This window comes from Chitinivibrio alkaliphilus ACht1, from assembly GCF_000474745.1.
In the GTDB taxonomy this organism is placed as follows: Bacteria; Fibrobacterota; Chitinivibrionia; order Chitinivibrionales; family Chitinivibrionaceae; genus Chitinivibrio; species Chitinivibrio alkaliphilus.
In genome coordinates, this window is record NZ_ASJR01000027.1 from 1 (window position 1) to 26,410 (window position 26,410).

24 protein-coding genes and 3 pseudogenes are annotated in these 26,410 nt (G+C 46.7%); 10 read left to right on the top strand and 17 right to left on the bottom strand.

Annotated features, from left to right (window positions below):
* Window positions 1-215: 215 nt before the first annotated feature.
* Window positions 216-698, top strand: coding sequence for a glutathione peroxidase (locus CALK_RS10330; RefSeq protein WP_022637612.1), 483 nt, complete (start codon window positions 216-218; stop codon window positions 696-698).
* On the opposite strand, the gene CALK_RS13285 is transcribed toward CALK_RS10330, so the two are convergent.
* The 13 genes and pseudogenes from CALK_RS13285 to CALK_RS10385 form a co-directional block, all read right to left on the bottom strand.
* Window positions 693-881, bottom strand: a complete 189-nt coding sequence (locus tag CALK_RS13285) for a hypothetical protein (RefSeq protein WP_239638449.1) — start codon at window positions 879-881, stop codon at window positions 693-695. The two genes, CALK_RS10330 and CALK_RS13285, sit on opposite strands and share 6 nt — an antisense overlap.
* 9 nt (window positions 882-890) lie before the next feature.
* Window positions 891-1,082, bottom strand: a pseudogene (locus tag CALK_RS13455) (VTT domain-containing protein); the annotation flags it as partial.
* A complete protein-coding gene (locus CALK_RS13290) occupies window positions 1,013-1,351 on the bottom strand; it encodes a TVP38/TMEM64 family protein (RefSeq protein WP_022637614.1) in 339 nt (112 codons plus the stop codon). The gene CALK_RS13290 and the pseudogene CALK_RS13455, both read right to left, overlap by 70 nt.
* 60 nt (window positions 1,352-1,411) lie before the next feature.
* Window positions 1,412-2,926, bottom strand: a complete 1,515-nt coding sequence (locus CALK_RS10345; RefSeq protein ID WP_022637615.1) for a glycine hydroxymethyltransferase — start codon at window positions 2,924-2,926, stop codon at window positions 1,412-1,414.
* 100 nt (window positions 2,927-3,026) lie between these two features.
* Complete coding sequence (locus CALK_RS10350; protein WP_022637616.1) at window positions 3,027-3,710, bottom strand: metallophosphoesterase family protein; 684 nt, start codon at window positions 3,708-3,710, stop codon at window positions 3,027-3,029.
* Between the two features lie 12 nt (window positions 3,711-3,722).
* Complete coding sequence (metK, locus tag CALK_RS10355) at window positions 3,723-4,886, bottom strand: methionine adenosyltransferase (RefSeq protein WP_022637617.1); 1,164 nt, start codon at window positions 4,884-4,886, stop codon at window positions 3,723-3,725.
* Between the two features lie 101 nt (window positions 4,887-4,987).
* Complete coding sequence (gene phnE / locus CALK_RS10360) at window positions 4,988-5,791, bottom strand: phosphonate ABC transporter, permease protein PhnE (RefSeq protein ID WP_022637618.1); 804 nt, start codon at window positions 5,789-5,791, stop codon at window positions 4,988-4,990.
* Entirely contained in the window at window positions 5,784-6,590 is an 807-nt protein-coding gene (gene phnC / locus CALK_RS10365; RefSeq protein ID WP_022637619.1) for a phosphonate ABC transporter ATP-binding protein, read from the bottom strand. The genes phnE and phnC overlap by 8 nt, the downstream gene beginning before the upstream one ends.
* A 78-nt stretch (window positions 6,591-6,668) precedes the next feature.
* Window positions 6,669-7,550 carry a phosphate/phosphite/phosphonate ABC transporter substrate-binding protein gene (gene phnD, locus CALK_RS10370; protein ID WP_081698145.1) on the bottom strand — a complete coding sequence of 294 codons (882 nt, stop codon included), beginning with the start codon at window positions 7,548-7,550 and terminating at the stop codon, window positions 6,669-6,671.
* A gap of 51 nt (window positions 7,551-7,601) precedes the next feature.
* Complete coding sequence (locus CALK_RS10375; RefSeq protein ID WP_022637621.1) at window positions 7,602-8,714, bottom strand: hypothetical protein; 1,113 nt, start codon at window positions 8,712-8,714, stop codon at window positions 7,602-7,604.
* A gap of 63 nt (window positions 8,715-8,777) precedes the next feature.
* The gene (locus CALK_RS10380; RefSeq protein WP_022637622.1) at window positions 8,778-9,347 is read right to left on the bottom strand and encodes a glycosyltransferase; all 570 of its coding nucleotides are present in this window, start codon (window positions 9,345-9,347) and stop codon (window positions 8,778-8,780) included.
* A gap of 72 nt (window positions 9,348-9,419) precedes the next feature.
* A pseudogene (locus CALK_RS13460) lies at window positions 9,420-9,545 on the bottom strand (hypothetical protein); the annotation flags it as partial.
* A 21-nt stretch (window positions 9,546-9,566) separates the two neighbouring features.
* Window positions 9,567-11,165, bottom strand: coding sequence for a glycosyl transferase group 1 (locus tag CALK_RS10385; protein ID WP_022637623.1), 1,599 nt, complete (start codon window positions 11,163-11,165; stop codon window positions 9,567-9,569).
* Window positions 11,166-11,370: 205 nt separating this feature from the next.
* On the opposite strand from CALK_RS10385, the gene hrpA reads away from it, so the two are divergent.
* From hrpA to CALK_RS10420, 7 genes are all read left to right on the top strand, one after another.
* The gene (gene hrpA / locus CALK_RS10390) at window positions 11,371-15,039 is read left to right on the top strand and encodes an ATP-dependent RNA helicase HrpA (protein WP_022637624.1); all 3,669 of its coding nucleotides are present in this window, start codon (window positions 11,371-11,373) and stop codon (window positions 15,037-15,039) included.
* Between the two features lie 23 nt (window positions 15,040-15,062).
* On the top strand, window positions 15,063-15,494 hold the full coding sequence (locus CALK_RS10395; protein ID WP_022637625.1) for a PPC domain-containing DNA-binding protein: 432 nt from the start codon (window positions 15,063-15,065) through the stop codon (window positions 15,492-15,494).
* 118 nt (window positions 15,495-15,612) lie between these two features.
* The gene (locus tag CALK_RS10400) at window positions 15,613-15,966 is read left to right on the top strand and encodes a PilZ domain-containing protein (protein WP_022637626.1); all 354 of its coding nucleotides are present in this window, start codon (window positions 15,613-15,615) and stop codon (window positions 15,964-15,966) included.
* A gap of 132 nt (window positions 15,967-16,098) precedes the next feature.
* On the top strand, window positions 16,099-18,000 hold the full coding sequence (locus CALK_RS10405) for a T9SS type A sorting domain-containing protein (protein ID WP_022637627.1): 1,902 nt from the start codon (window positions 16,099-16,101) through the stop codon (window positions 17,998-18,000).
* A 110-nt stretch (window positions 18,001-18,110) separates the two neighbouring features.
* Window positions 18,111-18,506: a hypothetical protein gene (locus CALK_RS10410; protein WP_022637628.1), complete on the top strand. Its 396-nt coding sequence runs from the start codon at window positions 18,111-18,113 to the stop codon at window positions 18,504-18,506.
* Entirely contained in the window at window positions 18,499-19,179 is a 681-nt protein-coding gene (locus CALK_RS10415) for an HAD-IA family hydrolase (RefSeq protein WP_022637629.1), read from the top strand. The genes CALK_RS10410 and CALK_RS10415 overlap by 8 nt, the downstream gene beginning before the upstream one ends.
* Before the next feature lie 82 nt (window positions 19,180-19,261).
* A complete protein-coding gene (locus tag CALK_RS10420; protein WP_022637630.1) occupies window positions 19,262-20,674 on the top strand; it encodes a sodium/proline symporter in 1,413 nt (470 codons plus the stop codon).
* On the opposite strand, the gene CALK_RS10425 is transcribed toward CALK_RS10420, so the two are convergent.
* The 4 genes from CALK_RS10425 to CALK_RS10440 all read right to left on the bottom strand — a co-directional run bounded on the left by CALK_RS10425 (window position 20,671) and on the right by CALK_RS10440 (window position 23,833).
* Window positions 20,671-21,828: a pyridoxal phosphate-dependent aminotransferase gene (locus CALK_RS10425; protein ID WP_022637631.1), complete on the bottom strand. Its 1,158-nt coding sequence runs from the start codon at window positions 21,826-21,828 to the stop codon at window positions 20,671-20,673. The genes CALK_RS10420 and CALK_RS10425 overlap by 4 nt on opposite strands.
* Before the next feature lie 9 nt (window positions 21,829-21,837).
* Window positions 21,838-22,746 (bottom strand): dihydroorotate dehydrogenase, encoded by a 909-nt coding sequence (locus CALK_RS10430; protein ID WP_022637632.1) that lies wholly within the window; start codon window positions 22,744-22,746, stop codon window positions 21,838-21,840.
* Window positions 22,737-23,501 (bottom strand): iron-sulfur cluster-binding protein, encoded by a 765-nt coding sequence (locus CALK_RS10435; RefSeq protein ID WP_022637633.1) that lies wholly within the window; start codon window positions 23,499-23,501, stop codon window positions 22,737-22,739. Before CALK_RS10435 ends, CALK_RS10430 begins: the two co-directional genes overlap by 10 nt.
* A gap of 104 nt (window positions 23,502-23,605) precedes the next feature.
* A complete protein-coding gene (locus tag CALK_RS10440) occupies window positions 23,606-23,833 on the bottom strand; it encodes a NifU family protein (protein ID WP_022637634.1) in 228 nt (75 codons plus the stop codon).
* 182 nt (window positions 23,834-24,015) lie between these two features.
* On the opposite strand from CALK_RS10440, the gene gap reads away from it, so the two are divergent.
* Together gap and CALK_RS10450 are read left to right on the top strand one after the other, a co-directional pair.
* Window positions 24,016-25,020 carry a type I glyceraldehyde-3-phosphate dehydrogenase gene (gap, locus tag CALK_RS10445; RefSeq protein ID WP_022637635.1) on the top strand — a complete coding sequence of 335 codons (1,005 nt, stop codon included), beginning with the start codon at window positions 24,016-24,018 and terminating at the stop codon, window positions 25,018-25,020.
* A 92-nt stretch (window positions 25,021-25,112) separates the two neighbouring features.
* Window positions 25,113-26,313, top strand: a pseudogene (locus tag CALK_RS10450) (phosphoglycerate kinase).
* Window positions 26,314-26,410: the final 97 nt, after the last annotated feature.

Here is a 26,410-nt window from a genome sequence, read left to right on the forward strand (position 1 = left end):
TCAGTTATCTTCAGTTATCTTCAGTTATCTTCAGTTATCTTATCCTGACTATATCCCTCTTGGCACACTTCTACGTATTGAACATGTGTTGGTGGGTGGTTTCTCTCAATAAAAATCAGCTTCTTTTTTGGTTTATCATACCTCTATTGTACTTTTCCAATATTCTATATTAGTGAGAGATATGGAAGGGACAAGAATTTTGTGCAGGAGAAAATATGAATACTGGTTTTTATGGTTATACGGCAATTACAATTTATGGTGAAGAAGTCTCAATGCAAACCTATCGAAAGCAGTTTGTCCTTGTAGTTAATACTGCCAGCGAGTGTGGATATACTCCTCAGTATGCTGGATTACAAACTCTCTATGAAAAACATAGTGATAGTCTTACGGTGTTGGGCTTTCCTTGTAATCAGTTTGGAGAGGAAGAGCCGGGAGATGCTGAGTCTATACGGTCTGGTTGTTTAACCACCTATGGCGTTACCTTTCCTGTCTTTCAGAAGATTTGTGTAAACGGGAAGAATACTCATCCTCTGTATCAGTATTTAAAGAAGAAATGTCCGGGAAGTAATGGTAATGCCATAGAAGGTAATTTTACGAAGTTTCTTATAGACCCAATGGGATGTCCCATGAAGCGTTTTTCTTCCTCTGTTACCCCCGAAGAGATACATCAGTATCTTAAAAAACAGGGCGGATTATAGCACCGGATCTTGGGGATGTGTTTTTGCCCAGACTTGTTTTACAATAAGTGGCAGTATTCCAGACAGGGCAAGGGGAAGGAGTATTTTTGGGGTGAGTATGGTGTCCATTGCACCGGTGTGAAATTCTGAAAGTTGCGCACCCGTATATACCAAAAGGAGACTAAGGGGCATAAGGCCCATCATGGTTGCTCCCGTATATATGTGAAAGGGGATTCGGGTTATCCCAAAGGCCATATTCAGCAATGGAAAAGGAATTCCAGGTATTAAGCGAAGACAGAACGCGTACAGAAAAGGAGTGTCTGAAATACCATGGTTTATCCGTTGTAAAAGCTGTGGTGCTTTTTTCTTTGTATAGTTACGGAAAAAAAACGTCCAAGAAAGAATGAAAGTATGGCAGAAGTGATGCCGGAGATGATTGTGTAAATCACTCCGTAGACAGGCCCATACATAAATCCTGCGGCAATGGTGAGAAGGGCTGCTAAGGGCGCTCCCGCTGCGGTAGTACTTACATAGGTAAGGTAAAAGACAGGAATTGATGCTTCAGGGTGTTCTTCTTGCATGGCGATTATTGCCGATACTGTAGATTCAAGGGGAAGCTGTGTAAAAAGAATAATTCCGCTTATTCCCAGAAATACAAGAAAAACAGATTTCATCATAGGGCTCCCAAAAGAGAAGAAAACCTGGAGAAAGTTGTTTCTCCAGGAATAAGTATATTATGCCCCGAATGCTTCTTTTAAAAACTGAAGATCAAGCTCAGGATATAGGACAAACTGAGAGAGAAGAGTTGATACGCGTTTCTGAGCAGTTGTTTGCACCTCTGCAGGGAGTTCGTATTCAATCTTACTCGGTTTTCCCGCATTTTTCCCCGATTGCACCACCCCGGGAGAAGTGTTTTTGAGGATATATGCAATAATGTCTGTAATTTCTTCCATTTCTGTCGTGCCCATACCCAAAGATGTTATGGCTGCAGTACCAATACGGAGGCCGCTGGTAATCATGGGGCTGAGAGGATCAAAGGGGATTGCATTCTTATTGAGGGTAATACCGCATTCTGCAAGGGCCGCTGCAGCTTGCCGTCCCGTAAGGTCGAAAGAGGCACGCGTGTTTATCAGAAAGAGATGGTTGTCTGTACCGCCGGAAACAACTTCAATCCCCTGTTTCATGCAGGTATGCGCAAAATGAGACGCATTATCTACAATGGATTGAGCATAGTTCTGAAATTCCGGCTGAAGCGCCTCTGTAAAGGCCACGGCTTTTGCTGCCATGACATGCGAAAGCGGTCCGCCAAGAACCAAGGGGCACCCCTTATCCATGTGCGGGGCAAATTCCTTTGTAGAAAGGACCAAACCACCTCGGGGGCCGCGCAGGGTTTTATGGGTTGTTGATGTGACCACGTGGGCATGCGGAACAGGATTGTAGTCTCCTGTAAACACTTTTCCCGCCACAAGTCCCGCAAAGTGGGCCATGTCAACCATGAGCACTGCTCCCACTGCATCAGCAATTTCACGAAAACGCTTAAAATTTATCTTCCGCGGGTACGCAGAATATCCCGCAAGAATAATCAATGGTTGTATTTCACGTGCTTGTGCTTCTATGGCATCGTAATCAAGAAGATGGTCTTCCTCTGAAACGCCGTAGCTATATGCATCAAACATCTTTCCCGATACGTTAAACCGGTAGCCATGAGTCAAATGGCCCCCTGCGGCTAGGTCTAATCCAAGAAGACGCTGGTTACCCAAGGCAGAACGAATGCTATTCCACTCCTGCTGCGATATGGCCATGGGGTTTTTAACTCCCAGAGCTTCAAGGGCTGGCGTGCCGATACGCGCATTAAGAATACCCCAGAAAGCCACCATGTTTGCATCAGCACCACTATGGGCTTGTACATAGGCGTGGTCAGCTCCAAAGAGATCACAGGCCTTTTGCGCCGCAGATGCCTCAATGATATCTATGTTGTGACACCCTTCGTAGAAGCGCGAATAGGGAAAGCCTTCGGCATATTTGTCCGTAAGGAGATTTCCCATGGTTAATTGTGTCGATAAGGAGCAGTAATTTTCACTGGCAATAAGCTTGAGTTTGCTTCGCTGGTCTTCCAACTCATTCACTATGGAAGCGGCTATTTCCGGTGCCACCTGTGCGGTTTTTTCAAGGTTGGCTACATAGGCAACCATGCCGGGGTCCAGGTCGGTTCCTGCTGTTTTTTGCAGATACTGGTTCAAGGCAGACATTTATTCTCCTCGTATTAGAAATGTTTCTTGTTCAAATATATATGACGGCAAAAGACAATACACAGAGTAAAGGAGTGGTTGGATTAATTCCCGCGTATTTTTATGAGCACCCTGTTTCAAGATGTTTGATATAGCGCGAAAATCCATGGTCGTTGAGTGATTTAGTGATGACAGAAATAGGGTATGGGGTTTGGCGAAAGGTTGGGATTATCTGGTGTGAATCTGCGGTGAGCAATACCCATGAGGCATGGGGGGAGCCATGTTTCGGTTTTCCCACGCTTCCGGGGTTTATCACCGCGGTCGCACCGTATCTTTCGGAATAAGGTATGTGTGTGTGCCCACAGAGAAGATAATCAGCATCAATCAGCTCAGCCATGGTTCTTGTATAAGGGGTGCCGGCATGACAATACTCTTCCATTGACTCTGGTGAACCATGGCAGAGAAAAAATGTAGCTCCGTGCCAAATAAAGCGAATGGATTGAGGTAACATCGCCAGCCACGAATGATTTTTTCTTGTGAGAGTATGCCACGTCCATGAAAAGATATCGGGAGTGGTTTGGGGTGAAAACTGTTTTGTAAGAATGGCATGGTCATGATTTCCCAGAAGAGAGCGGACCCTATGCTCCTGGAGAAGAAATATGGTTTCATTGGGCATGGTATGATACCCCAAGGAGTCACCCAGATTATAAATTTGAGTGACTCCCTCTTGCTGTATTTCATGAAGCACCGCAGAAAGGGCAGGACTATTACTATGAATGTCTGAAATAACTGCGTATTTTTCCATGGAGATTTCTGCTTACGCGAGAGCTTGTTTCAGAGCTTCTGCCTTATCAGTTTTCTCCCACGTAAAATGGGCATCTTCCCGACCGAAGTGACCATTCCGTGCAGTTTCACGAAAAATGGGGCGTTGGAGATTCAAAGCAGAAATAATGGCAGCAGGGCGAAGGTCAAATACGCGCTGTACCGCCGCAATAATTTCCGCATCAGACACTGTTCCGGTGCCGTAGGTATTTACCGTAAGTGACATGGGTTCTGCCACGCCAATGGCATAGGCTACTTGCACTTCACAGTGTGTAGCCAGACCAGCGGCGACAATGTTTTTAGCAACCCATCGAGTTGCATATGCGGCTGATCTGTCCACTTTAGATGGATCTTTTCCAGAGAAGGCACCGCCCCCATGAGCACCATAGCCACCGTAAGTGTCAACAATAATCTTACGTCCGGTGAGCCCACAATCTCCCTTTGGGCCGCCAATAACAAATCGTCCTGTGGGATTAATGAAGTATTTGGTGTTTTCATCGAGATAGGATGCGGGGATCACTTGAGAAATCACCTTTTCAATCATATCTTTTTCAATTTGCTCATGTGAAACGTCTTCTGTATGTTGCGTTGAAATAACAACTGCATCAACCCGTCGTGGTGTAAGTCCATCGTCATCATACTCTACGGTAACCTGTGATTTTGTGTCAGGGCGGAGGTACGGAAGGACTCCTGTTTCACGCAAGGATGCAACCTTCTCAACCAATCGATGAGACATATGAATGGCCAGGGGCATAAGTTCGGGAGTTTCTTTACAGGCATAGCCAAACATCATACCCTGATCACCAGCGCCCTGTTCTGCGAAAAGCCCTTCTCCTTTGGTTACCCCTTGGGAGATATCAGGAGACTGCTTGTCAAGGGTAACCATGACGGCACAGTTTTCATAATCGAAGCCAATGGCAGGGTCGGTATAGCCGATTTCCTTAATGGTATTTCGGACCACATCCTGTATGTCCACGATAGCCGTAGTAGTTACTTCACCAGCAATAATAACAAGACCGGTAGTTACCATGGTCTCGCAAGCAACACGTGAATGGGGATCCTGAGCAAGCATCGCATCGAGGATGGCATCTGATATTTGATCTGCAACTTTATCCGGGTGACCTTGTGACACACTTTCAGAGGTGAAGAGAATTCCCACGGATGGACTCCTTTCAGAGAATTATATGATTTTTTTAATATACATAAATGTAATGTGAATGATGGTGAGATAATTCACGTAGATGAGTCTTCAAAGATTCTTTAGAGGACCTTCGTTCGTATTTTATTTGACACTTGTTCCACCACAAGTACCACCACAAGAATAAGCAAGATAATCATCATCGCTTCATCAAACCGACGTAATGACATGGCGGTACTTAATTCCACACCGATACCACCGGCTCCAACAAGTCCTAAGACTACGGCAGAGCGTATACCCTTTTCAACAGAATATAGACTGGTTGCTACCATTGAAGGAAAGCTTAGGGGAAGCACTGCTCCGGCAATAACTCCGCATCGGCCTGCACCAGTAGATTCAAGGGCGTGAATTGGCCCTTGGTCAACTTCGTCAATACGCTCTGCAAAAAAACGTCCGCAAAATCCGATCGTATCTACCATAATAGCCAGTATTCCTGCAAGCGGTCCAAGGCCAACTGATATGACAAAAATGAGTGCCCAGATGAGATCAGGGACGGTGCGCATGGTAGAGACGATGGCACGAACGCTATAGCGAAGAGCCGTGAAGGGACTTGTCTTTTTTGAGGCGATAAGTGCAATGGGGAGGCTACATACGATTCCGGAGAATGTTCCTACGATCACCATTTGAAATGTTTGTAAAATACTGCCGCTCAGAGCTGTGACCCGGGTTACATCTGGCGGTATTGCGCGGCTCAGAAATGTAATAAGATTCCCTACACCACTACTGAGACGGGAAATTGTTATATTTGCGGAAAGAAATCCCGTAACAAAAAATACGAGAAAGATACTCCCCACAATACAAGAAAAGAGAGAGGGCCATTTCCAGCGCGGTGGTAGGTATGTAAGGGCAGATTTGCTGTTACGCATATTGACATTCCTTTCCATGGTTGAATACACGCTCATCTTTCGTCATATGAACCGCCTCAGTACGATATAAGAAGGAAAGGAAGTCTTCGTCTAAGGTGTTTACACGGGTATCGCTGATAATTGAACCGTGCTTTAGGGCAATAACGCGGTCTCCAAACTGTTTTGCAATCTCAATTTGGTGAAGTACGCAGATAAGAGTAAGGTTTCGTTCCGAAACAATTTCCCATAGTAACTCCATAACCTCATGCCCCGCACGAGGGTCAAGGCTTGCAATGGGTTCATCTGCTAAGACAATTTCAGGATCTTGCATCAGCATACGTGCAATGGCGACACGCTGTTTTTGTCCTCCTGATAACTCATCAGATCTGGTTCCGGCATATTCTGCTAAATTCACCCGTTCCAGACAGTGCAGTGCCTTTTCACGCGTTTCTTGTGACGCAAAGGGAGCGAGGGCTGGAAAGACAAAGGAGGTTTCACCGAGGGTTCCAAAGAGGACATTTTGTAATACGGAAAGGGTTGGAATTAAATGAAAATGTTGGAATATGGTTCCCATTTTCTTGCGAAACGGACGACGCTGAGAAAAGGAAAGGTGGCTTATTTCTGTATCACCAATATGAATGGTTCCTCCTGTAATCGGCTCAAACCCTCCGAGGCACTTAAAGAGGGTTGACTTTCCTGAACCATTATGACCTAAAAGGATTACTGCTTCTCCAGGAGATATAGTGCAAGACACTTCCTTTAAAGCTTTTGTTCCGTTTGGGTATGTTTTTGATACAGTGTCAATCGTAATTTGTGTCATAGGTGTTCCTTTTTTGTAGGTTGAACAGTGCTACTTCCTCCTCTGACAAACTTATGTCAAGGAGGAAGTAGTCTGTTCTTAGTTTAAGTCTATACCAAGTACGCGATATGTTTCTCGCATGATGTCAAAATCACTGTCATCAATAGACACAATACTGGCATTATTATATTTCCTATTAGCTTCATTTTGAAGTATTGTATTTAATATTTCTTCTTGATCGTCAAGAAGAAGACGGGCAAATTCCTGCTTAAAGTCTTCAGGAAGATTTGGATTTACTACAAAGGGGTCTTGCGGAAGTGGAGGACCTTCATGAAGAAGTCTCCACACCCCCGGCCCATCCTCTTCTACCAATCTATTATATACTCTAATACCATCTGCCATGGCATCAACTTCACCGCTTTGTACTGCTGCTGGTGCAGCATCTCCGAGAAAAAGAATATCTAGGTCTCTGTCAAGGTCAAAATTGTTTTCTATGAGAATTGAACTGGGAGCAATATGCCCAGAACCAGAACCGGGCTCTTTGAGAGAAAGGCGTTTTCCTCGAAGGTCGTCAAGAGTTTTCAGAGGGCTGTCTTTGCGAACGATAAAACAGGCATGGTACATGTCTCGCTGAATGGCCGCAGAAATTTCCAAGTCTGGGACAGCGCCTTTCATTTGAACATAGTCTGCTGGTCCAATGAGAGCCACATCAACTTGGTCAAACTCCATGGCCGTGACCACAACGGTTCTGTCTGATAAGGGAAATAACTCAAATTCCACTCCCATGCGCTCTGATAAGAGTTCTTGAAAATCACTGTATCGTCGCTGCAGCTCTTCCATACCTTCAATACCGTTCACGGCAAAGCGTATTTTCTTTGGAGATGAATCGGAAGAACATGCAGAAAAGAGCAGTGTATAGATAAATACACAGAAAAAAAGAGGAAGGTTTTCTTGTACGTCGTAGTCATAATAACTCCTTATAAGTAAGAAACTTTTAAAATGCCGACAACAACTGTGGTGTCGACTTACAAATTAAAAACGGGCAGCAAAGATCAGTTCCGGACGGAGCCGTAGCGCCTTTGCATCATCCTCATCATTGATGCTCGTATAGGTTCTAAATCGTGGACGAATGGTAAGATTATCCCGTATTTGATGGGTGTAGTTGATATCGGTATAGTGTCGGGTATAGGCGATATCTGTTATTTCGTCCGTGGTGTGTCCAAGGCTGTACCCCAGAGAAAGAGTCCCCTGTGGAAGAGTAAGTCGGGGGTTGACTTTTATCATGAGGGCCTGCCGATCTATATCTTCTTCTGTCTCCAACATACCATAGGCAAGACCACCGCGAAAATCGATGCTCCCCGGGGTTGCACGAAAATCAATGCCGCCCGATACCATAGCACTTCCTGTGCCCGGAACGGGGCGTTGCACAGAGGGGTCAAGGGGGTCTGATTCATACTCATAGATACCGGTTTGTACAGAAAGGGCGGGGGTGAGAGAAATCTTGTCAAGGGAAATCGGGATATGTAGGCTTACCCTGTAGCCATCAAGAACCTGATCGTCATTGTCAGGAATAAGGGCTCCCTGATTTCCCGTGGTGGCAATAGCGCTATGCACCCCCACCTGCTCCGAAGGTGAAAGGGAGAAGAGAAACCCCACTTGACTCTGTATGTGATCGTTCCATACCCCCCCACCGGACATGTCAAAATGGGTATTTCCCAAAACCAAATGCTGTCCCACGTCAAGGGCGGTGTTTGCCGATACGGGTACAATCCCGGCACTGATATCAAGGATGTTTTTTGAAAATTGCGCATATGCCCGGGATATTTGTACCTGATATTCAGAACTATGGGCTTTTACCCCTTCATTATCTCCGGCATGACTATGACGTGCGCCAATATTGTTGAGTTGAAACCCAAAGGAGAGATCTTCTGAAAGGGTAACCCTATTACCCAATCTCCAGCCATATTGATGGCGAAAGTCTGCTTCCCTTGGAATTTCTTCTCCAGCAGCGTCGTCGCCCCCATCAATGTTTGTCCGCAGGCGATACTCAACACCGCCAAACCAGTTGATTTCGGTCTCTGCAGAACCCACAGAAAAAAACACCAAGATTAATACTGCAGCAGTACTGTTTACAATTGCTTTCATTTGAAAGACTCCTTTTCAATAATACGATTACATACTTAACACCCTAAAAGTACGCTGAGAGTGTTAGGCCTTTATGAGAGATTCCTTTTTTGTTTGTGTGCACCAGAGCTGTTCTCGTACAAAGGAGTAGTTACGCACCACCTCTTCCCATCCCCGTTCTAAACTCATATTATGAGCACAGCTCTGTCGCACCTGTGTTATAGAACGATCTGAGTATTGTTTCCACTGCTGATCTATTTTTTTTACCCAACGGTCTTCTTCTAAGGGAAGGGTTGCACACAGTTCTCTATTTCTCACCAGTTCTGCAGGACCACCAATGGGAGAACAAAGGGTGGGAAGACCGCAGGATAAGGCTTCAAGGACGGACATTCCAAAGGTGTCGGTGGTACTTGGAAAGAGGAAAAAATCGGCAGCGCTATAGTAGGTTTGCAGGAGTTTTCGAGGCAGCCTGCCGGGGAAAAAGGCGGTGGTGTAGCCGGAAAGAACTTCCTCGCAGTACTTTCGGTACGGGCCGTCTCCAATCATAAAAAGGGCGGTTTTGGGATTTTTTAGGATGTATTGACGAAACACATTAATCAGGAAATCAATATTTTTATCCTTTGATATCCGCCCGGTATACAGAAGAATGCACATTCCCTCTGTCCCATAGCGAGTATCGATGTCTTCTCGACAGGTGGGGTTAAAATAGAATAGTTCCGTATCAATTCCGCGATGAAAAATTTCACATTTTTCCTGAGGATAACCGCGTGTTGCCAGTATTTCCTGATATGAGTGTGAAGGTACATGAATAGAGTCACACTGCGAATAAAACCATTTTATATAATGTTCGATGGTGTTTCGTACACCACTGTTTTAGGTAATGGCGTAGGCTTGTTCGGCAAAGTCGGTATGATAAATTCCGTGTATGGGCAGGGATGATACGCGGCCGATCATATGAGCAATAAGCCCGAGGGGCCCTGGGGTGGATAAAACCAAGGCATGAGCATTGAGAGCATCGATTTTTTCAATGGTCTTAAGCAGTGAAGGGATGCGGAGCAGGATATCTTTATAGTGGGGCATCTCCATGGAGAAACAGGCGGGAAGAAGAATGGTGTTTGGAGGCACATCTTCACAGGTTTCGTTCTCCGTTGCTGTTGTTACAAGAATGAGCTCTACTTCATCTATCTTTTGTGCAGCCTGCACAATCTGTTTTACACTTTCTGCGGGGCCGTTAAGCTCAAAGAGGGTGTCCGTAAACCAGAGAATTCGTGTGTGTTCACGTTGTGCAATGTGGAGGCTTTGAAGCAAATCCGTAAGAATTTTTTTGTCCTTATAATGATATTTGAGGGATGAGAAAAAGGGGGCACATAAGAATGTTGGTGGAATGAGTGAAGAGATACTTCTCATGAGTCCTATCACATCTCCTGCATACACTTTTTCTATAAGCGAAGTAAAGATGTCCTGTATCAGATCATCGGTGATATTGGTAAGGGTTGTATAAAGTAGATCTCTCCGTTCGGTCATGGTGGAGTTTTTGTTTCCTTTTGCAAAAAAAGGACGGAGATGTTCTTTCACGGCAGAATTTTTTATCTTACTGAGATTCAGCTTATCGCGCAATCCGAAGGGCTTGCCTGTGGATAGATACTCTCCGATGGAGGACAAAAACCCCTGGGATGCTGCGGGAGAACGATGACTTGAAAAATCGACCGCAACTTTATAGAAGTGAAACGTAAGAGAACGAAAATCAGAGTGACGCCCTTGGGCAAGGCAAGATCCCTGTCGTAACATCTGGATAAATTCCTGTACGTTTTTTACGTGTGGTATTTCTGTGTATGTCTCCCCGAGGTAGAGACCAGAGTGGTCGTCAGATCCGCCAATCTCGCCTTTTATCCATGGCGTTTCGTTTACTGGTGAAAGACCATGTTTCTGAGAGAGTTGATCCATATGGAGTGGGGTGAGGTTGTTTAAAAGGTACGAGAGCCCGTGGTTTGCATCTTCTGTTCTACTGCCGTTTCGAGTCTCAAAAAGAGAAAAAAGGAGCAGGAGCCGTTCCACATGGTCTTTTGTTAAGGTGCCATTTACAGAAAACGTTGCATGTGCCACTGCATGCGGGATTTCTGATTCTACAAGGTAGTCTTGTAAGAGGTAGATATTCGTACGAAGAGATTCTATCCGCAGAAATTCCTCAATGCCTATGTCGTAGATAAGGATATGTACTTTACATTGATCTTCGGGGAAATACGCTGTAGATTCAACCCCGCGGATCACCGTTTCAGGGTATGCTTCATGCAATTGAAGAGACCCTTCCATGGTATTATGGTCAGTTATGGCAAAAAAGTCCATACCTCGTTCTTTCATACGATGATATATTTGGTCCGGGGTCGTATATGATTCTGCAGAACCGATTCTTTGCAAGAACCAGTCCGATGGGTGTTTTGAATACTGACTATGACAGTGTAGGTCTGCTTTCATTGGGTTCCTCCGTTTTTATATAATATGCCTCGATCGTATCCGTTTTATATGAGAGAACTGTTTCTTTTCTGTAAGGGCTGGCTGCTTTTCATGAGAGGATAAGCGGGAGAGATCATGTGTCGTTCTTTATCGGGGGACGTACTTTCTTGTTCCTCTCGCTTTATATATTTTCAAAAAAAAACAACTAGTATGGGCGGTATATACCATGGCCATAGAGCTTCCCATTCGGGAAAAAGAAGAGGATATTAAGCAGCAGATACGTGACGAGCAGGTGGTGATTATCGCCGGTGAGACCGGCTCGGGTAAGACAACACAGCTGCCACAGTTTTGTCGCGAGCTTGGTTTGCATCGTCGCGGGAGAATTGCCGTGACACAGCCGCGCCGTATTGCTGCAACGTCTACGGCACAGCGCGTGGCGGAAGAGTTGGGTAGTGCACTCGGTGATAAGGTTGGGTATAAAATCCGCTTCTCCCAGGAAGTACAGGCCCAGACCGATACTGTGTTTATGACCGATGGGTTGCTTCTCAATGAGATTGCCAGAGATCGAATGCTACGTGACTACTCTGTCGTTATTATTGATGAAGCGCACGAACGAAGTTTGAATATTGATATTTTACTCGCCTTCCTCAGACGGCTCATGGAGAAGCGCCGGGATATAAAAATTATCATATCTTCGGCAACTATCGACACGGAACTTTTCTCCCGCCATTTTGAGGATGCTCCCATTATCTCAGTATCAGGGCGTATGTATCCCGTGGAGATACTCTATGATCCCCCTGAGGAGGAGCAAGACTACATTCAAAAAACCTTGGCGGCTGTGGACGCCATTTCGGCAGAAGATATGCATGGAGATATTCTCATTTTTATGCCCACGGAGCGCGATATTCGGGAAGTGTGTGAAAAACTTGCCGGGAGACAGCAAAACAGCAGTGTGCTTCCCCTTTTTGCGCGTCTGGGAAAAAAAGAACAGAATCGTATTTTTACACGATCATCCCGTCGAAAAATTATTGGTGCCACGAATATTGCTGAGACTTCCTTAACAATCCCGGGGATTTCCTTTGTTGTTGATACGGGGCTCGCCCGTATTAATCGCTACTCACCGTCTCTACGGACAAATCGTCTTCCCGTAGAGCAAATTTCAAAAGCAGAGGCAAATCAACGAGCAGGTCGCAGTGGTCGTATGGCAGGGGGAATTTGTATCCGCCTGTATACAGAAAAGGAGTTCTCCTCTTTTTCAGAATTTCGCACGGCAGAAATTCGGCGATCAAACCTTGCCGGGGTGGTGCTCAGCTTGCTAAACTACGGTATTACATCGGTTGAGGAGTTTCCTTTTCCTGAAAAACCATCCTCTCAGGCTGTACGTGATGCCTTTGTACAGCTGTGGGAACTGGGCGCCATAGATACAAAGCGTCGGCTTACCTCCCTTGGCAAGAGCATGGCCCGTCTTCCCCTAGAGCCCCATATTTCCCGCATGATGCTCCAGGCAAAAAAAGAACATATCTCCCATGAGGCGGCGCTTATCTGTGCAGCCCTTTCCATTGTTGATCCGCGAGAGCGTCCCAAGGATAAAGCGCAGGAGGCAGATGAGCGACATCGGGCTTATGCGGGGTCCTCCGATTTTACCACCCTCTTACATCTCTGGGAGGCCTACCATGATGCCTTTGAAAAACGGGGGAGTCAAAGCGCTAAACGGGCGTACTGTCGTGAAAATTTTCTTAATTATAAGCGAATGCGGGAGTGGGGTGATGTCTATGGCCAAATTCGACGCATCCTCAAAATTACCCCCCACTCATCTCGTGAGAAATTCTCTTCTCCCCAAGCCTTTGAAACTGCGTTGCATCGCACAATTCTTTCCGGTTTGGTGTCGTCAGTAGCCACCTACGACAGGGAGGAAAAATGCTATCGGGCCACACGAAATCGCTTGGTATATCTATTCCCTGGGTCTGTCATTGTCCGTGCAAAAGAGACTCCACCATGGATTATGGCCCATGAAATTGTTGAGACAAGCCGGGTCTTTGCTCGCGGGGTTGCCCCCATTGATCCCGCATGGATTGTAGAACTTTTTCCCCATCTTATAAAAAAGACCCATGGTCCTCCCTTTTACGATGCAGAAAAAGAAACAGTCTTGTGTACTGAGCAACGTTTTTTTTCAGGGTTGCAGCTTGCCTCTGGCCGTAAGCGGTTTTATGGGAATATTGATCCTGTGGTGGCGCGCGATATGTACATGCGGGAAGCCCTTGTGGAAGGGGCCATGGTAGATCCTCCGGCGGTAATTGCTGAAAACAGAAAACGGTGGTGTGCCTTGCAGGAGGAACAGGCCAAAATTCGTAGTGGTGATTATATTTGTTCCCCTGAAGAATTGGTTCAGATGTATGCGGAACGCCTGGGGACGGTTGCCTCTACCCGAGATTTGGCCGGAGTGTTGCGTAAGAAGGGGAGTCGCTTTTTGCATATATCAGAAGAGGAGATGTGTATCACGGCGATTCCCGATGCTGCCGCCGCATTTCCCGACGCCTTTACTGTGGGTAGTCACTCCTTTCCTCTCTCCTACGCCTTTACTCCGGGAAAAGAGCAGGACGGTATCACCGTGCGTATTCCTGCAAAGGAGAGTGTTCACTTATCCCAAGAAGCATTTAGTTGGGTGGTTTCACCGCTTTGGGCAGAAAAAATTGAGGCCTTGTTACGGCAGCTTCCCAAGGCAGAGCGAAAACGATTTGTCCCTCTATCAGAGAGTGGACGTTTCCTTGCCGGGGTGTTGGATACACGGGAAAAGGATTTCTTGGAGGCGCTTCTCAAGAGTATTCGAAAAGAGTATGGTATCAGCATTTCGCGTGAGCGCTTCTCTGAAGCTGCCTTGCCGGAACACCTGCGTCTTCGCATTGTTCTTCATACAGAGGGGGAGGAGGTCTTTGTCACGCGAGATGCAGCTGCCTTGGGGGATAAAATGTCCCTTGGTGATGGCGCCCATGGACGTATACAAAAAGAGATTCAAGAGCAGGAGCGGCGGGGGATTATTTCCTGGGATATGGAAGAGATTCCCCGCCGTGAGATAATCAGTCACTCCTCCGAGGGAATACCGCTGTGGGGCTATCCTGCCTTGGTTCCTGATACAATCGGTGTTCGTCGTACAGTGTATACCGAGGAAGAGAAGGCCATAGAAGCACATTATCGCGGTGTTTCTGCCCTGCTGAAAACCATGCTCCGGAGCGAGTGGCGGTATTGTAAGAAAGAGCTCCGTATACCGAAAAAACTTCACCTTGCAGCTCATCCCTATGGGGGAGAAAAAAAACTCTGTGCAGCTGCTGCTGAAAGTATTTCCGAGGCAGCTTTTCGTGCGCCCTTGGAGGTTGTACGTCAGCGCCCTGAGTATGAAGATCTTCTCAAGGGCCGAAAAATGCTTTTGCGTCGTGCCGGCAGCGAGTTCTCTCTTCATATGGAGCGTCTCTTGGAGCAGCTTCGTAAAAACTATGATTTTATTGAGAAACTGAGTGCAAAAAACAGGGGGATTCATCGCGAAAAAATTGCCCGTGAATTACGGGATGATTTAGATATTTACATGGAGCAATTCACCGACGGATTTTGTCCCTATGAAGTATATCAGTACTATCCACGCTATATGACAGCATTTTATTATCGTATTGAGAAAGCCTTTACTGCTCCAGCAAAGTATGCAAAACTTATTGCCCCCCTTCATGAGTATCAAGATGCTGTTGCGCATATTATCGAACAATTTGATAATTTTCGTGTTCCACAGCAGTATGATTTATTACATTTACTGTTCATGATAGAGGAATTGGGGGTGCAGTTTTTTTGCACATCCCCGTGTGCGCACGGTGTGTGCCGTGAGCGAAAAGAAAGTAACCACCCTTCTTAACAGGTTCTTAAAGGAGTGAATGGATGTTTGTAAAAGGTTTTTCGGTGCAGGAAACTCTCGTTGGGTCTTTTGATCATGGTGATGATTTACTGCTTTCTCTCAAACAGTTGTGTAAAGAGCGTGATATTTCAGCCGGCCGAATAGAAGTGATCGGGTCGGTGGAGGAAGCCAAGATAAAATATTTTTACAAAAAGCGGAAAATGTTTGACGGCGTATTTTATCGCAAAAGCATGGAGATTGTTTCCTGTATTGGTACAATTACCACACATGAGGGTGAGCCCTTTATTCACTGCCATATTTCCTTAGCCGACCATGAAGGGGTTCTTTATGGGGGGCATTTGGCAGAGGGTACTCGTTTATACTCTTCGGAATTTAATATTGCGGTGTATGAATATAGTGGAAAAACCCTTGAGCGTCATCACGATGCGGAGTCAAACCTGCTCCTGCTGAAATAATAGTACCCATTCAAAGCCGGAACTTACTCCCAGTTCCGGCTTTTTACAAGAAAAATGTTGCACAATATTTTCAGTATACTACTATTACAGAAAGTGTTTATTTTCCAGGAGGATCTCCATGGGAGCTGAAAAGCGCAGAGAGCAGCGGGAACATCTCATTTTCTATCTTAAAATCTATCATGGTGCGGATAAGGAGTTTCTTGGTCGCTTGGGTGATCTTTCGCGCAAGGGTATCTTGCTTATTAGTAAGGATGCCCACACACCGGGAAAGACCATTCCTCTTTCCATTGATATTTCAGATTTACATATTCTTTCTGCTAAAAAAAGTATTGAATGTACTGCCTTGGTACGGTGGTCACACAAGGATATTAATCCAGATCACTATCTTACCGGGTTTGAAATAATTGACATAGCTTCACAGGATGTGGAGATCATAGAAAAGGTGGTCGACTCTATCGGTTTTGCACACTGATCCGTACGACCCCTGACGGGGTTGTCACTTTTGCGTGTTTTTTTGTTATATCTTCTCGTACCCCTCTTTTTTTGCAAAGTGGGCTATTTTTGTTATATTGCGAATAGAAGCAATACAAAAAAGGAGTTGTATATGATACAAGTGCTGATGTGGTTTATCATCTTTGTTACACTTACCTATGGGCATGGCCCGGTACGGACCGGCCCTTCTCCCGTAGATATCTCCGTGGGGACCGGTGCCTTTACGGGTGTTCCGTACTCCACAGAACCACCGGGGGGGCTTGAGCCTGAGGAGATTCCCCTTTTTATCAGCCTTGGGTTTGATGATAATCGATACGCAGACGGGGTTGATTGGGTTGTGGAAGAGCTCTTTGCAGGACGATACAACAATGAAGGGGCGGGGAATCCTGCGACCTTTGACGGTACTCCCATGGTGGCAAGCTTTTATGTAATTGGTAATTCTGATTATCCGTGGTCAGAGACCCCCTACGATGTTGAAATGCCCTCCGATCGTCCGGTGACTGATTCATGGATACGTGCCTATGAAGCAGGCTTTGGCATGGGTAATCATACATGGACTCATGAGCATAATTTGTATGATCTCTCCGGGGATGATCTTATACGTGAGATCGGTTTTTGTTCTCGCTACATGATAAATATTATGGGAATGCCCCATGCTCATATTTATGGGTTTCGTACGCCCTATTTAGCCAATTCATCAGGAGGAGAATCTTTTGCTGTCAGCCGCGATCTTGGCATGCTCTATGACTGTACTCTGAATAATGGTCTTCAGGGGAATCGTCCTGCTGAATGGACGCGAGCAGATTTTCCCGGTGGTATGGATGACGGATGGGGCGCGTGGGGGAATTTTCCCACGGAACATTTTTGGCAGTATCCCAATGCAACCTATTCTTTGAGTGATGGTGGTACCTTTTCAGATATGGGCTTTGACTCTGGTCCCAATGGGTGGCCTGGGGGGGCAAGTGCAGAAGAGATGTTTAATCAAATGCGTCGTGCCATTGAGTATCATTACGAGACAAACCGTGCTCCCATTGATTTGGGCCTCCACAGTGATTATTATTCCGAGGAAGCACAAAATACCCCAGGAACCGGTGCCAGTGAATTTTCTACAGGCCTAGAAGATCGTCGTCGTGCCTTGGTTATGCTTCTTGATTGGATTGAGGAAGAGCTCCCCCATGCACGGGTGGTGGAGAAAATTGATGCCATTCGGTGGATGACCAACCCTGTTGCTCTTACGGATCTTTCTCGTGCAGAGGCGCTCACCTTTTCCGATGATGCCCCGAGTGGCGTTTTGACCAATGTGAACACCCTTGCCCATGAAGGATCTTCTGCGGAAATTATTTCCGATACGGAAGTGGCAGTAACAGTTGCTGATGAACAGAACTGGAAGGTGGAGGCGTATGCGGGAACACATTACCCGCTGGGACGCAGCATGGAGGATGTTCATTCTGTACGGGTTCGGTATAGTTCTGATCTCCCGCTTCGTCTGATCCTCTATCGGGATGATCTTGCCGTTGGCTCACATGGGCTTGGATTGCCCGCAACCCATGGTGCTGAACGGGTGGTTGAGCTTCCCGTGGTGGGGGACTATTTTGAACTCCCTCGTCCATATGATGAAATCGTTCCCCTTGATCTCTCGGAAGTCACCGATGTTGCTCTTGTGGCAGAAGTGATGGACACCACCATGAGTGGGAATTTTACTGCAGAGGTAGAATTTTTCGGAGCGGGAGATTTGGGCGGCCAAACCTCTGTGATTGACCGTAATGGAAATCGCGTGGAAAGTCGTATTTCCGTTTCTGTCCTGGATAACTCCCGCCTTTCTCTTTCGGTACCCCACGATGGTTCATATGATGTCCGTATCTATAACTATCGGGGACAGCAAGTATCCCGACAGCATAGGGATCTCTCTGCTGGAACAAATACATTTTCTACAGAGGCTCTCTCTTCAGGAACCTATCTCATGCAGATTTCGGGAGAGTCTGTAGAGCAAACTGCTCGATTTCGGGTGAAATAATATACAGGATACGTGTTGAGAGAAGTATATTCTATCCGGATGGCTTTTGTCATCCGGATTTTCTATCTATCCCTTGAAAGATGAGGTTCTATACAGAAGGAGTATGGTCTGTGGAGTGGGATGAGATATTACAGAGTGGTGGAGATATTGCTGCTCGAAAGCGGGGAAAAAGCCCCTTACAGAAGAAACAGGAAAAAGGTTCCCTTTCTAAGAGCCAACAGGAAGCGGTTGTTACCGACCTCTGCACCCATGGTATTGACTGGACGTGTCGCCACTATTCCATGAGTTCACAGGCGGTGTTGCGCCTGGCCGCACGGTTCGTTAAACGAGGAGACCGAAGGGCTGAAGAGTTTCTTTGTCCTGAAAAGATCGATCATCTTGAGTCTGTTCTGCTGCAGGCACACACCCTTTCCCTACGAAAAATAGCTGCACAGAGTGAGGTGAGCGAAGGAGAGCTTCGTGTGGTACAGGCCATGATACTTCGACGGGAGCAGCATAATGAGTAGATGGGTTCTTTTTGACTTTGATGGGACCATTGCCGAATCAACCGATGCACTTCTTTCCTTTTTCAATTCCCATATTTATGGACGCTATTCGTCACAAAAACTCACTGCTGATGATTTCCATACGTTGCGGAGCCTTTCCTTGGCAGAGAAGATCCGTTTTATTAACGTACCTTTTTATAAAATCCCCCTCCTTGTGCGAATGTGCCGTAAACATTTTCATACCATGATTGATGATCTACACATTGTCGAAGGGCTTGAAGAGGCCTGTCTTTCCTTGCGTCAGCAGGGCTATCGTTTGGGGATTGTGTCCACAAATAACCGAGAAAACATCGTGAATTTTTTAGAGCAAAAGGGGGTTTCATCTCTCTTTTCTTTGGTTATGTGTGATAGCGGCCCCTTTTTATCGGTAAAACATCGTACCTTACGAAAGTTTCTTCGACAGGAGAATATTACGGGAGAAGCGGTGGTATATGTGGGAGATGAATTACGTGATATTTTAGCATGCAGAGAAACGGCGATTCCCGTGGTATCAGTAGCATGGGGATGGGAAAATCGTGAGCTCCTTGAGAAAAATAATCCCGGATGTGTTATTGAGGATACGCGCGAACTTCCAGGTATTATTGCAACTCTTTCTACACAGAACCAATTAAAACACGTACCTCTTTCTTCATAAGCCGCTCTTCATGCGCCCATTGTGGTATCCTTCAGAGGAAATGTATATTTGAAGAAATACTACTATACATGAGGAGAACCAAATGGTATACAGTTTTCTTGCGTTTTTGCTCTTTTTTGGGCTGATTGGGTTGAGCTCCGTCCTCAAAAGCAAAGGTACAAAAAAAGATTACTACATTGCGAGCAGCTCTGTTCGCCCCTCCCTGGTGGGGCTCTCTGCGGTGTCAACTAACAACAGTGGCTATATGTTTATCGGTATGATTGGGTACACCTTTGTAAACGGCTTGTCTTCGCTCTGGGTGATGATTGGGTGGATCGGCGGAGATTTTCTCTCCTCCCTGTATATTCACCGGAAGCTTCGTAACACCGTAAGTACAACCGGTGAAGTGAGCTTTGCCGGCACTTTAAGTAACTGGTGGGGGGATAAGAATCGGCTTTTACAAAAAACCATTGGGCTTATCACCTTGGTGTTTCTTCTTGCCTATGCCGGAGCTCAGCTTGTGGCAGGCAGTAAGGCCTTGGAGGTTCTTTTTGGGTGGCCCCTGTGGGCGGGTGCTGTCATGGGGGCTGGACTTGTTTTAGCCTATTGTATCGCCGGGGGGATTCGCGCATCTATTTGGACTGATGCAGCTCAATCCATTGTGATGATTGTTGCCATGACCATGCTACTTTTTGTTGCCCTGCGAGATGCTGGCGGGGTGTCGGGGGCAATACACCATCTTGGAGAAGTGGAGGGGTTTCTCTCTCTCTTTCCCGATGATCTCATTATTCCCGGTCTTGCGGGCGGATTTCTTTTTGCGGTAAGCTGGGCCTTTGCTGGCTTGTCGGTAATCGGACAGCCCCATATTATGATACGTTTCATGGCATTGAACACAAATGAGCATATGCGCTCTGCCAAGTGGTGGTATTATGTGTGGTTTACCTTTTTCTATCTTGCCGCGATCGGTGTGGGAATGCTTTCACGAATCTATTTTACCGAAGGGGCCTTTGATGAAGAGCTTGCCTTGCCCATGATGGCTCAGGAGTTGCTCCATCCCGGTCTTGCCGGCGTTATTCTTGCCGGGGTGTTTGCTGCCACCATGTCAACGGCAGATTCTGTTATCCTAAGTTGTTCCTCCGCCTTCACCCACGACGTGCTTGGATCGAAAATACGCAGTACTGCGGGAATAAAGATTGCCACGGGGTGTATTACCCTGGGGGCACTTGGATGGGCCTTGGTAAATCAGCAATCTGTATTTAACCTTGTTATTATGGCGTGGTCCGGTTTGGCAAGTGCCTTTGCTCCCCTTCTCATTGTTTTGACCCTTGGTATGAAACCACCCCAGCATGTATCGATACTTGCGGTCATAACTGGGTTTATCACGGCCCTTCTCTGGAGATACTTTTCGCTCCATCTCTTTGTCTATGAGGGCATGCCTGGTATTTTGGTTGGGCTGGGAATCTTTTTGGCATATCGCATACACCGGGGGAGATCTCTCAAAGAGATGACGGCTTAGGCAAAGGCTTGTTCAATACGCTGTGCTGCTTCCACGATGATCTCTCTGTCTTTTGAGAAGCAGAAGCGGCATAGATGATCACCAGTACTGTCGTGATAGAAGGCAGATCCGGGTACGCCGGCAACACCGGTGCGTCGGAGAAATTCCATGGCTCTATCCAGCGAGGTAGAGCCGTGTATCCGTGAGATATCAGCCAAAATGTAATAGGCACCTTTGGGAAGAGTTGGGCAAAGCCCCGCCTTTTCAAGGGCCGTAAAGAGAATATCCCGTTTTTCTTGATGATTTTGCCGAAGCGCTGTATAAAAGGACGGGGTAAGCTCAGTAAGCCCTCGGCATATTCCGTGCTGCAGAGGTGCCGGCGGGCATACGTAGTAGAGATCGTTTAAGTGTCCTGCGGCGGATGCAATGTCTGCAGGGCCAATAAGATAGCCCACACGCCACCCCGTAACACTGAAGGTTTTTGAAAAGCCACCAATGACCACGGTCCTGTCTTGTAAGGCGGGAATCATACATGGTGAACAGTGGGGTACTTCCTCATACAGGAAATATTCATAAATCTCATCTGAGATAAGCACGGTTTCATAGGGAGCAATAATGGCGGCAATACGCATAAAATCATCGGAGGAGAACACCTTTCCCGCAGGATTTGCCGGGGTGTTGATGATGAGTGCCTTGGTGCGTTCTGAGACAAGGTTCTCCAGCTCTTCCCAGGGCATGGTATCCTCGTACAGGGGGAGTTGGACATGGCGCACCTCTGCTTCTAAGGCTTGAAGGGTGGCGGTATGATATCCATAGGAAGGTTCAAAGACTATGACCTCATCGCCGGGAGAAATAAGCGCACTGAGGGTGGCATACATGGCACCGGTGGCACCATTGCTGACCACAATCTCTTTGTGGGGATCAAGGGTGAGCCCCTTTTCGCGCCGTTCTTTCTCTGCAATAGCGTGGCGTAGTTCTGCAATACCGCGATGATTCGTATAACTATTTTTTCCACTCCGGAGGGCATCTTCCGCGCCCTGGATAATGCAGGAGGGGGTTTCCGTATCACACACACCCTGAGCAAGATTTATACCTCCGGCTTTTCTGCAGGCGGTGCTCATGGCGCGAATGGGTGATTGTACTACGGATACACCACGTTTACTTAAGCGGCTCATAGCTCCTCCTTAGTCTATACAGTTGTGAAAGTCAGCAATAGTAGATAGGGCATGTTCTTTCATATATGCCTGAATTCCTGTGGCAATCTCTCCTGCCGTAGCAGGCTCAATAAAATTCCATGTACCAACCTGTATGGCGCTTGCACCAGCGAGGAGATACTGTATGGCATCGTCTGCGCAGGTAATTCCCCCCATACCGATAACGGGTATGTCAACGGATCGTGCGGTTTTATAGGTCATGGCAACCCCGATGGGACGAACGGCAGGTCCGGAGAGCCCTCCGGTTTTATTGGCAAGAAAAGGCTTCTTTGCACGGGTGTCAATGACCATACCCACGAGGGTGTTTATGAGAGAGACTGCATCGGCACCTCCCGCTTCTGCTGCTTGGGCAATACAGGCAATGTCGGTGACATTGGGAGACAACTTTATTATAAGAGGTTTTTCCGTGAGATCTCGCAGCTTTCGTGTAATACTTTCCACTTGTGCCGGGTCGGTTCCAAAGGCAAGGGCGCCTTTTTTTACGTTGGGACACGACAGGTTGATCTCGTATCCCCAGAGTGTGTCGTAGGGGTCGAGTTTTTCTACAAGATCGAGATATTCCTGTTCTGTTTTTCCTGAAATATTCGGAATAACCGCACAGGATGAGAGACGTGCCAGGTAGGGAATTTTTTCCGTAATAAAAGCATCGGCTCCTACGTTGGCAAGGCCTATGGCGTTGAGCATTCCCGAGGGTGTTTCAACAATACGGGGAGTGGGGTTTCCCTGCCGTGGCAGGAGGGATATGGCCTTGGTGTAGATTGCTCCCAAGCTGTCAAGGTCAAGAAAGGGCTCATACTCTTCCCCATAGCCAAAGGTTCCCGAAGCTACTCCAACCGGGGTCTGTAGATGTTTGTTTCCAATGCGCACTCTTAGGTCCATACAACCTCCCCACTGTTAAATATGGGACCTTCTTTACACACGCGGGCCTTCGTTCCGTCAGTACGGTCAATTACACATCCCATGCAGGCACCGATACCACAGGCCATCATTTCCTCCATGGAGACCAGGCAGGTACATCCCACGGCGTTACTAAAGGAGGCAAGGGCTGCAAGCATGGGGTGGGGGCCGCAGGCAAGGATTGTTGTGTCGCGAAAGCGTTCTTGCGGAAGGGATTCAAGATACTCTACCACATTGCCCTTTACACCGGCACTGCCATCGTCGGTGCAAATACTGGGAGGGCATGATGGGGTATAGAGCGAATAGGGGATACTCTCTTGAGAGCGATAGCCTGTTACAAGGGTGAGATCGTGGTGGGGGCTGAGCTGGTGTGCCGCGTAAAGAATAGGGCCGAGTCCAATACCGCCACCAACGGCAATCACCCCTTTGGTTTTGGCGTGAAACATGTTTCCCAGGGGGCCTAATATCTGCAGGGGCATTCCCGGCTCCATGGTGCTGAGGAGTTGCGTGGTAGTGCCGCGTACTTCATACACAAATGATGCCGTTTGGTTTTCTTCATCATAGGCGGAGAAGGCAAAGGGACGGCGCAACAGGGGGGCGGTGGTGCCGGGCAGACGTAACTCAAGAAATTGACCGGCTCTGGGGCGCCCCAGGGAGGCATCCCAGGTGAAGGAGAGTTCACGAAAGGTTGGAGAGTGCTCTGTATTTTGCACAATTGTTACGGACGCATCGTTCATTACACCTCGCAAGGTTCAGGGTATTCCGTAATATATATAGGGTGTCGGGGGAGAAAAGGAGTAGGAAGAGAAGACCGACGGCCCGATGTGGACCGCCACAGGTATTACATGAAGTTTTCCACAGATTTTACTTCAGGAATTGCTTCTTTTACCGCCTTTTCAATTCCCATCTTGAGGGTCATGGTGGACATGGGACAAGATCCGCACGCTCCGGTGAGACGCACAAGGACAACCTGATCCTTGTAATCGACAAATTCTACATCACCGCCATCAGCTTGTAAGCCGGGACGAACCTGGTCAAGGACTTCCTTAATTTTTGCAACTGTATCCATAGTTCCTCCTATGGTAAAAAGTATACTTCCATTATAAAGATATATTATCCCTTTGGTACGGAAAAGGGGGAGTTGTGTGTTGTGAAAAATTTCATTAGAAATACGTAATTATTTTTGTCGGAGAGCACCAAATATTATATTACACACGATATACTTTGTTTTTAACCAATTGGAGTTTACCTATGGCAGTAAAAATGGCTATTAATGGGTTTGGACGTATCGGCCGACTTGCGTTTCGTCAAATGATGAAGGCTGACGACATTGAAGTTGTTGCAGCAAATGACCTTACCGATGCAAAAACCCTGGCACATCTTCTCAAGTATGACACCGCCCAAGGCAGCTACGAAGGCACTGTAGAAGTAAAAGACGGTGCGATTGTTGTAGACGGAAAAGAAATTAAGATTCTTTGTGAAAAAGACCCTGCAAATCTTCCTTGGGGAGAGATGGGTGTAGATGTTGTTATTGAATCTACCGGATTCTTCACAACAAAAGAGCTTGCGGGAAAACACCTTGAAGCTGGTGCCAAAAAAGTAATGGTTTCTGCTCCTGCCAAGGGTGGCGTTCCTACAGTGGTATACAATGTAAACCATAAAGACCTTACAAAGGATGATCACATTGTTTCTGGTGCATCTTGTACCACAAACTGTCTTGGTCCCGTAGCCAAGGTTCTGAACGAAAAGTTTGGTTTGAAACGTGGTTGGATGACAACAATTCACGCTTATACTGCTGATCAGCGTATGCAAGATGCTCCTCATAAGGATCTTCGTCGTGCCCGTGCTGGTGCTGCAAACATTATCCCTACATCAACGGGTGCAGCTGCAGCTATTGGCCTTGTTATTCCTGAGCTTGCGGGAAAACTTGATGGTATTGCCGTACGCGTACCTACAATCACCGGTTCTATTGTTGACCTTGTGGTAGAAACTGAAAAGCAGTGTTCTGTTGAAGATATCAACGCTGCCATGAAGGAAGCTGCTGAGGGTGAACTCAAGGATACCTTTGAGTACACTGAAGATCCCATTGTATCTTCTGATGTTATCGGTTCAACTGCCGGTTCTGTTTTCGATGCAGACTCTACAAAGGTAATGGATGGCAACATGGTGAAAGTACTCTCATGGTACGATAATGAAAACAGCTATGTGAGCCAGTTTGTACGTCTTGCAAAATATATGGCTGATGAGCTTATATAATCCAGCGAGACTGAAGAACCATTCATAGTACGGGCGGGTGCAGAAGATCTGCTCCCGCCTTCTTTCTATTTTAGAATAAAGGAGCTTTTAGTATGGATAAATTATTTGTAGAAGATCTTGCTGTACGCGGAAAAAAAGTAATCGTTCGGGTTGACTTTAATGTCCCCCTCAATGGCAATCAGGAAATTACCGATGACAAGCGTATCGTTGCTTCACTTCCAACGATTAAATACCTTGTTTCGGAGGGTGCCAAGGTGATTCTTATGTCACACCTTGGTCGTCCGAAGGGAGAGATAAAGCCTGAATTTAGCCTCAAACCTGTGGCTGATGCACTGCCCCGATACATCGATGGCCCCGTTCATTTTGTAAATGAAAACCGTGGTGGGAAAGTACAGGCTGCAGCAGATGCCTTGAAGGAAGGGGAAGTTCTACTGATTGAAAATCTTCGCTTTGATGCGGGAGAAACGGGAAATGATCCTGCCTTTGCGAAAGACTTAGCATCCCTTGCTGATCTTTACGTAAATGATGCCTTTGGTACTGCTCACCGGGCCCATGCCTCTACGGCAGGTATCACGGAGCATTTTGAACAGCCAGCATGTGGCTATCTCTTAAAAAAAGAGATTGATTTTCTTGGCAACTCGGTGGCAGAGCCAAAGCGTCCCTTTGTGGCAATTATTGGTGGTGCCAAGGTATCGAGTAAGATTGGTGTTATTGAAGCGCTTCTGCCGAAGGTTGATAAAATTATTATCGGCGGTGGTATGGCGTATACCTTTTACAAGGCACAAGGTCTTGAGATTGGTGACTCAATTTGTGAAGATGATAAGGTTGATCTTGCACGTGAGCTTCTTGATAAGGCCGGTACAAAGATCTACCTACCTGAAGATACGGTAATTACATCAAAGCTTGATTTTAAAACACTCTCCGTGGCAGATACCTCTGTGGTTACGGCTGATCAAATTCCTGTCGGTATGGAAGGGTGTGATATTGGTCCTCGTTCTATCGCAACATTCTCGAATGTTGTGCGTGAGGCAAAAACCGTATTGTGGAATGGCCCCATGGGTGTGTTTGAGATTGATGAAACTGCCAAGGGTACTTTTGCTGTGGCAGATGCCTTGGTTGAAGCAACCGATGATGGTGCCATCACTATTATTGGTGGCGGTGACTCTGCAGCAGCAATTGCAAAGGCAGGGTTGTCTGATCGCGTATCCCACGTATCAACCGGTGGTGGTGCGTCACTAGAGTTTCTGGAAGGAAAAAAAGCTTCCCGGTGTTGAGGCCTTGGCTGATAAATAGGCTTTGCCATACACGGAAGATTTTCATAGGATGCCTCCCTCTGGAGGCATCTTTTTTTGCGCATAGGGGGAGTTATTGCTCCTTGGCTTGTGAGTGA

Excerpts from the sequence above, each read along its gene's own strand:
- CALK_RS10425 (WP_022637631.1), bottom strand. The coding sequence starts at position 21,828 with ATGAGCCGCTTAAGTAAACGTGGTGTATCCGTAGTACAATCACCCATT.
- hrpA (WP_022637624.1), top strand. The coding sequence starts at position 11,371 with ATGGCCATAGAGCTTCCCATTCGGGAAAAAGAAGAGGATATTAAGCAG.
- CALK_RS10440 (WP_022637634.1), bottom strand. The coding sequence starts at position 23,833 with ATGGATACAGTTGCAAAAATTAAGGAAGTCCTTGACCAGGTTCGTCCC.
- CALK_RS13290 (WP_022637614.1), bottom strand. The coding sequence starts at position 1,351 with ATGAAATCTGTTTTTCTTGTATTTCTGGGAATAAGCGGAATTATTCTT.
- CALK_RS10330 (WP_022637612.1), top strand. The coding sequence starts at position 216 with ATGAATACTGGTTTTTATGGTTATACGGCAATTACAATTTATGGTGAA.
- CALK_RS10375 (WP_022637621.1), bottom strand. The coding sequence starts at position 8,714 with ATGAAAGCAATTGTAAACAGTACTGCTGCAGTATTAATCTTGGTGTTT.
- CALK_RS10415 (WP_022637629.1), top strand. The coding sequence starts at position 18,499 with ATGAGTAGATGGGTTCTTTTTGACTTTGATGGGACCATTGCCGAATCA.
- phnC (WP_022637619.1), bottom strand. The coding sequence starts at position 6,590 with ATGACACAAATTACGATTGACACTGTATCAAAAACATACCCAAACGGA.
- gap (WP_022637635.1), top strand. The coding sequence starts at position 24,016 with ATGGCAGTAAAAATGGCTATTAATGGGTTTGGACGTATCGGCCGACTT.
- CALK_RS10430 (WP_022637632.1), bottom strand. The coding sequence starts at position 22,746 with ATGGACCTAAGAGTGCGCATTGGAAACAAACATCTACAGACCCCGGTT.
- CALK_RS10350 (WP_022637616.1), bottom strand. The coding sequence starts at position 3,710 with ATGGAAAAATACGCAGTTATTTCAGACATTCATAGTAATAGTCCTGCC.
- CALK_RS10380 (WP_022637622.1), bottom strand. The coding sequence starts at position 9,347 with ATGTGCATTCTTCTGTATACCGGGCGGATATCAAAGGATAAAAATATT.
- phnE (WP_022637618.1), bottom strand. The coding sequence starts at position 5,791 with ATGCGTAACAGCAAATCTGCCCTTACATACCTACCACCGCGCTGGAAA.
- CALK_RS10345 (WP_022637615.1), bottom strand. The coding sequence starts at position 2,926 with ATGTCTGCCTTGAACCAGTATCTGCAAAAAACAGCAGGAACCGACCTG.
- CALK_RS10435 (WP_022637633.1), bottom strand. The coding sequence starts at position 23,501 with ATGAACGATGCGTCCGTAACAATTGTGCAAAATACAGAGCACTCTCCA.
- CALK_RS10385 (WP_022637623.1), bottom strand. The coding sequence starts at position 11,165 with ATGAAAGCAGACCTACACTGTCATAGTCAGTATTCAAAACACCCATCG.
- CALK_RS13285 (WP_239638449.1), bottom strand. The coding sequence starts at position 881 with ATGATGGGCCTTATGCCCCTTAGTCTCCTTTTGGTATATACGGGTGCG.
- CALK_RS10420 (WP_022637630.1), top strand. The coding sequence starts at position 19,262 with ATGGTATACAGTTTTCTTGCGTTTTTGCTCTTTTTTGGGCTGATTGGG.
- CALK_RS10395 (WP_022637625.1), top strand. The coding sequence starts at position 15,063 with ATGTTTGTAAAAGGTTTTTCGGTGCAGGAAACTCTCGTTGGGTCTTTT.
- CALK_RS10405 (WP_022637627.1), top strand. The coding sequence starts at position 16,099 with ATGATACAAGTGCTGATGTGGTTTATCATCTTTGTTACACTTACCTAT.
- CALK_RS10400 (WP_022637626.1), top strand. The coding sequence starts at position 15,613 with ATGGGAGCTGAAAAGCGCAGAGAGCAGCGGGAACATCTCATTTTCTAT.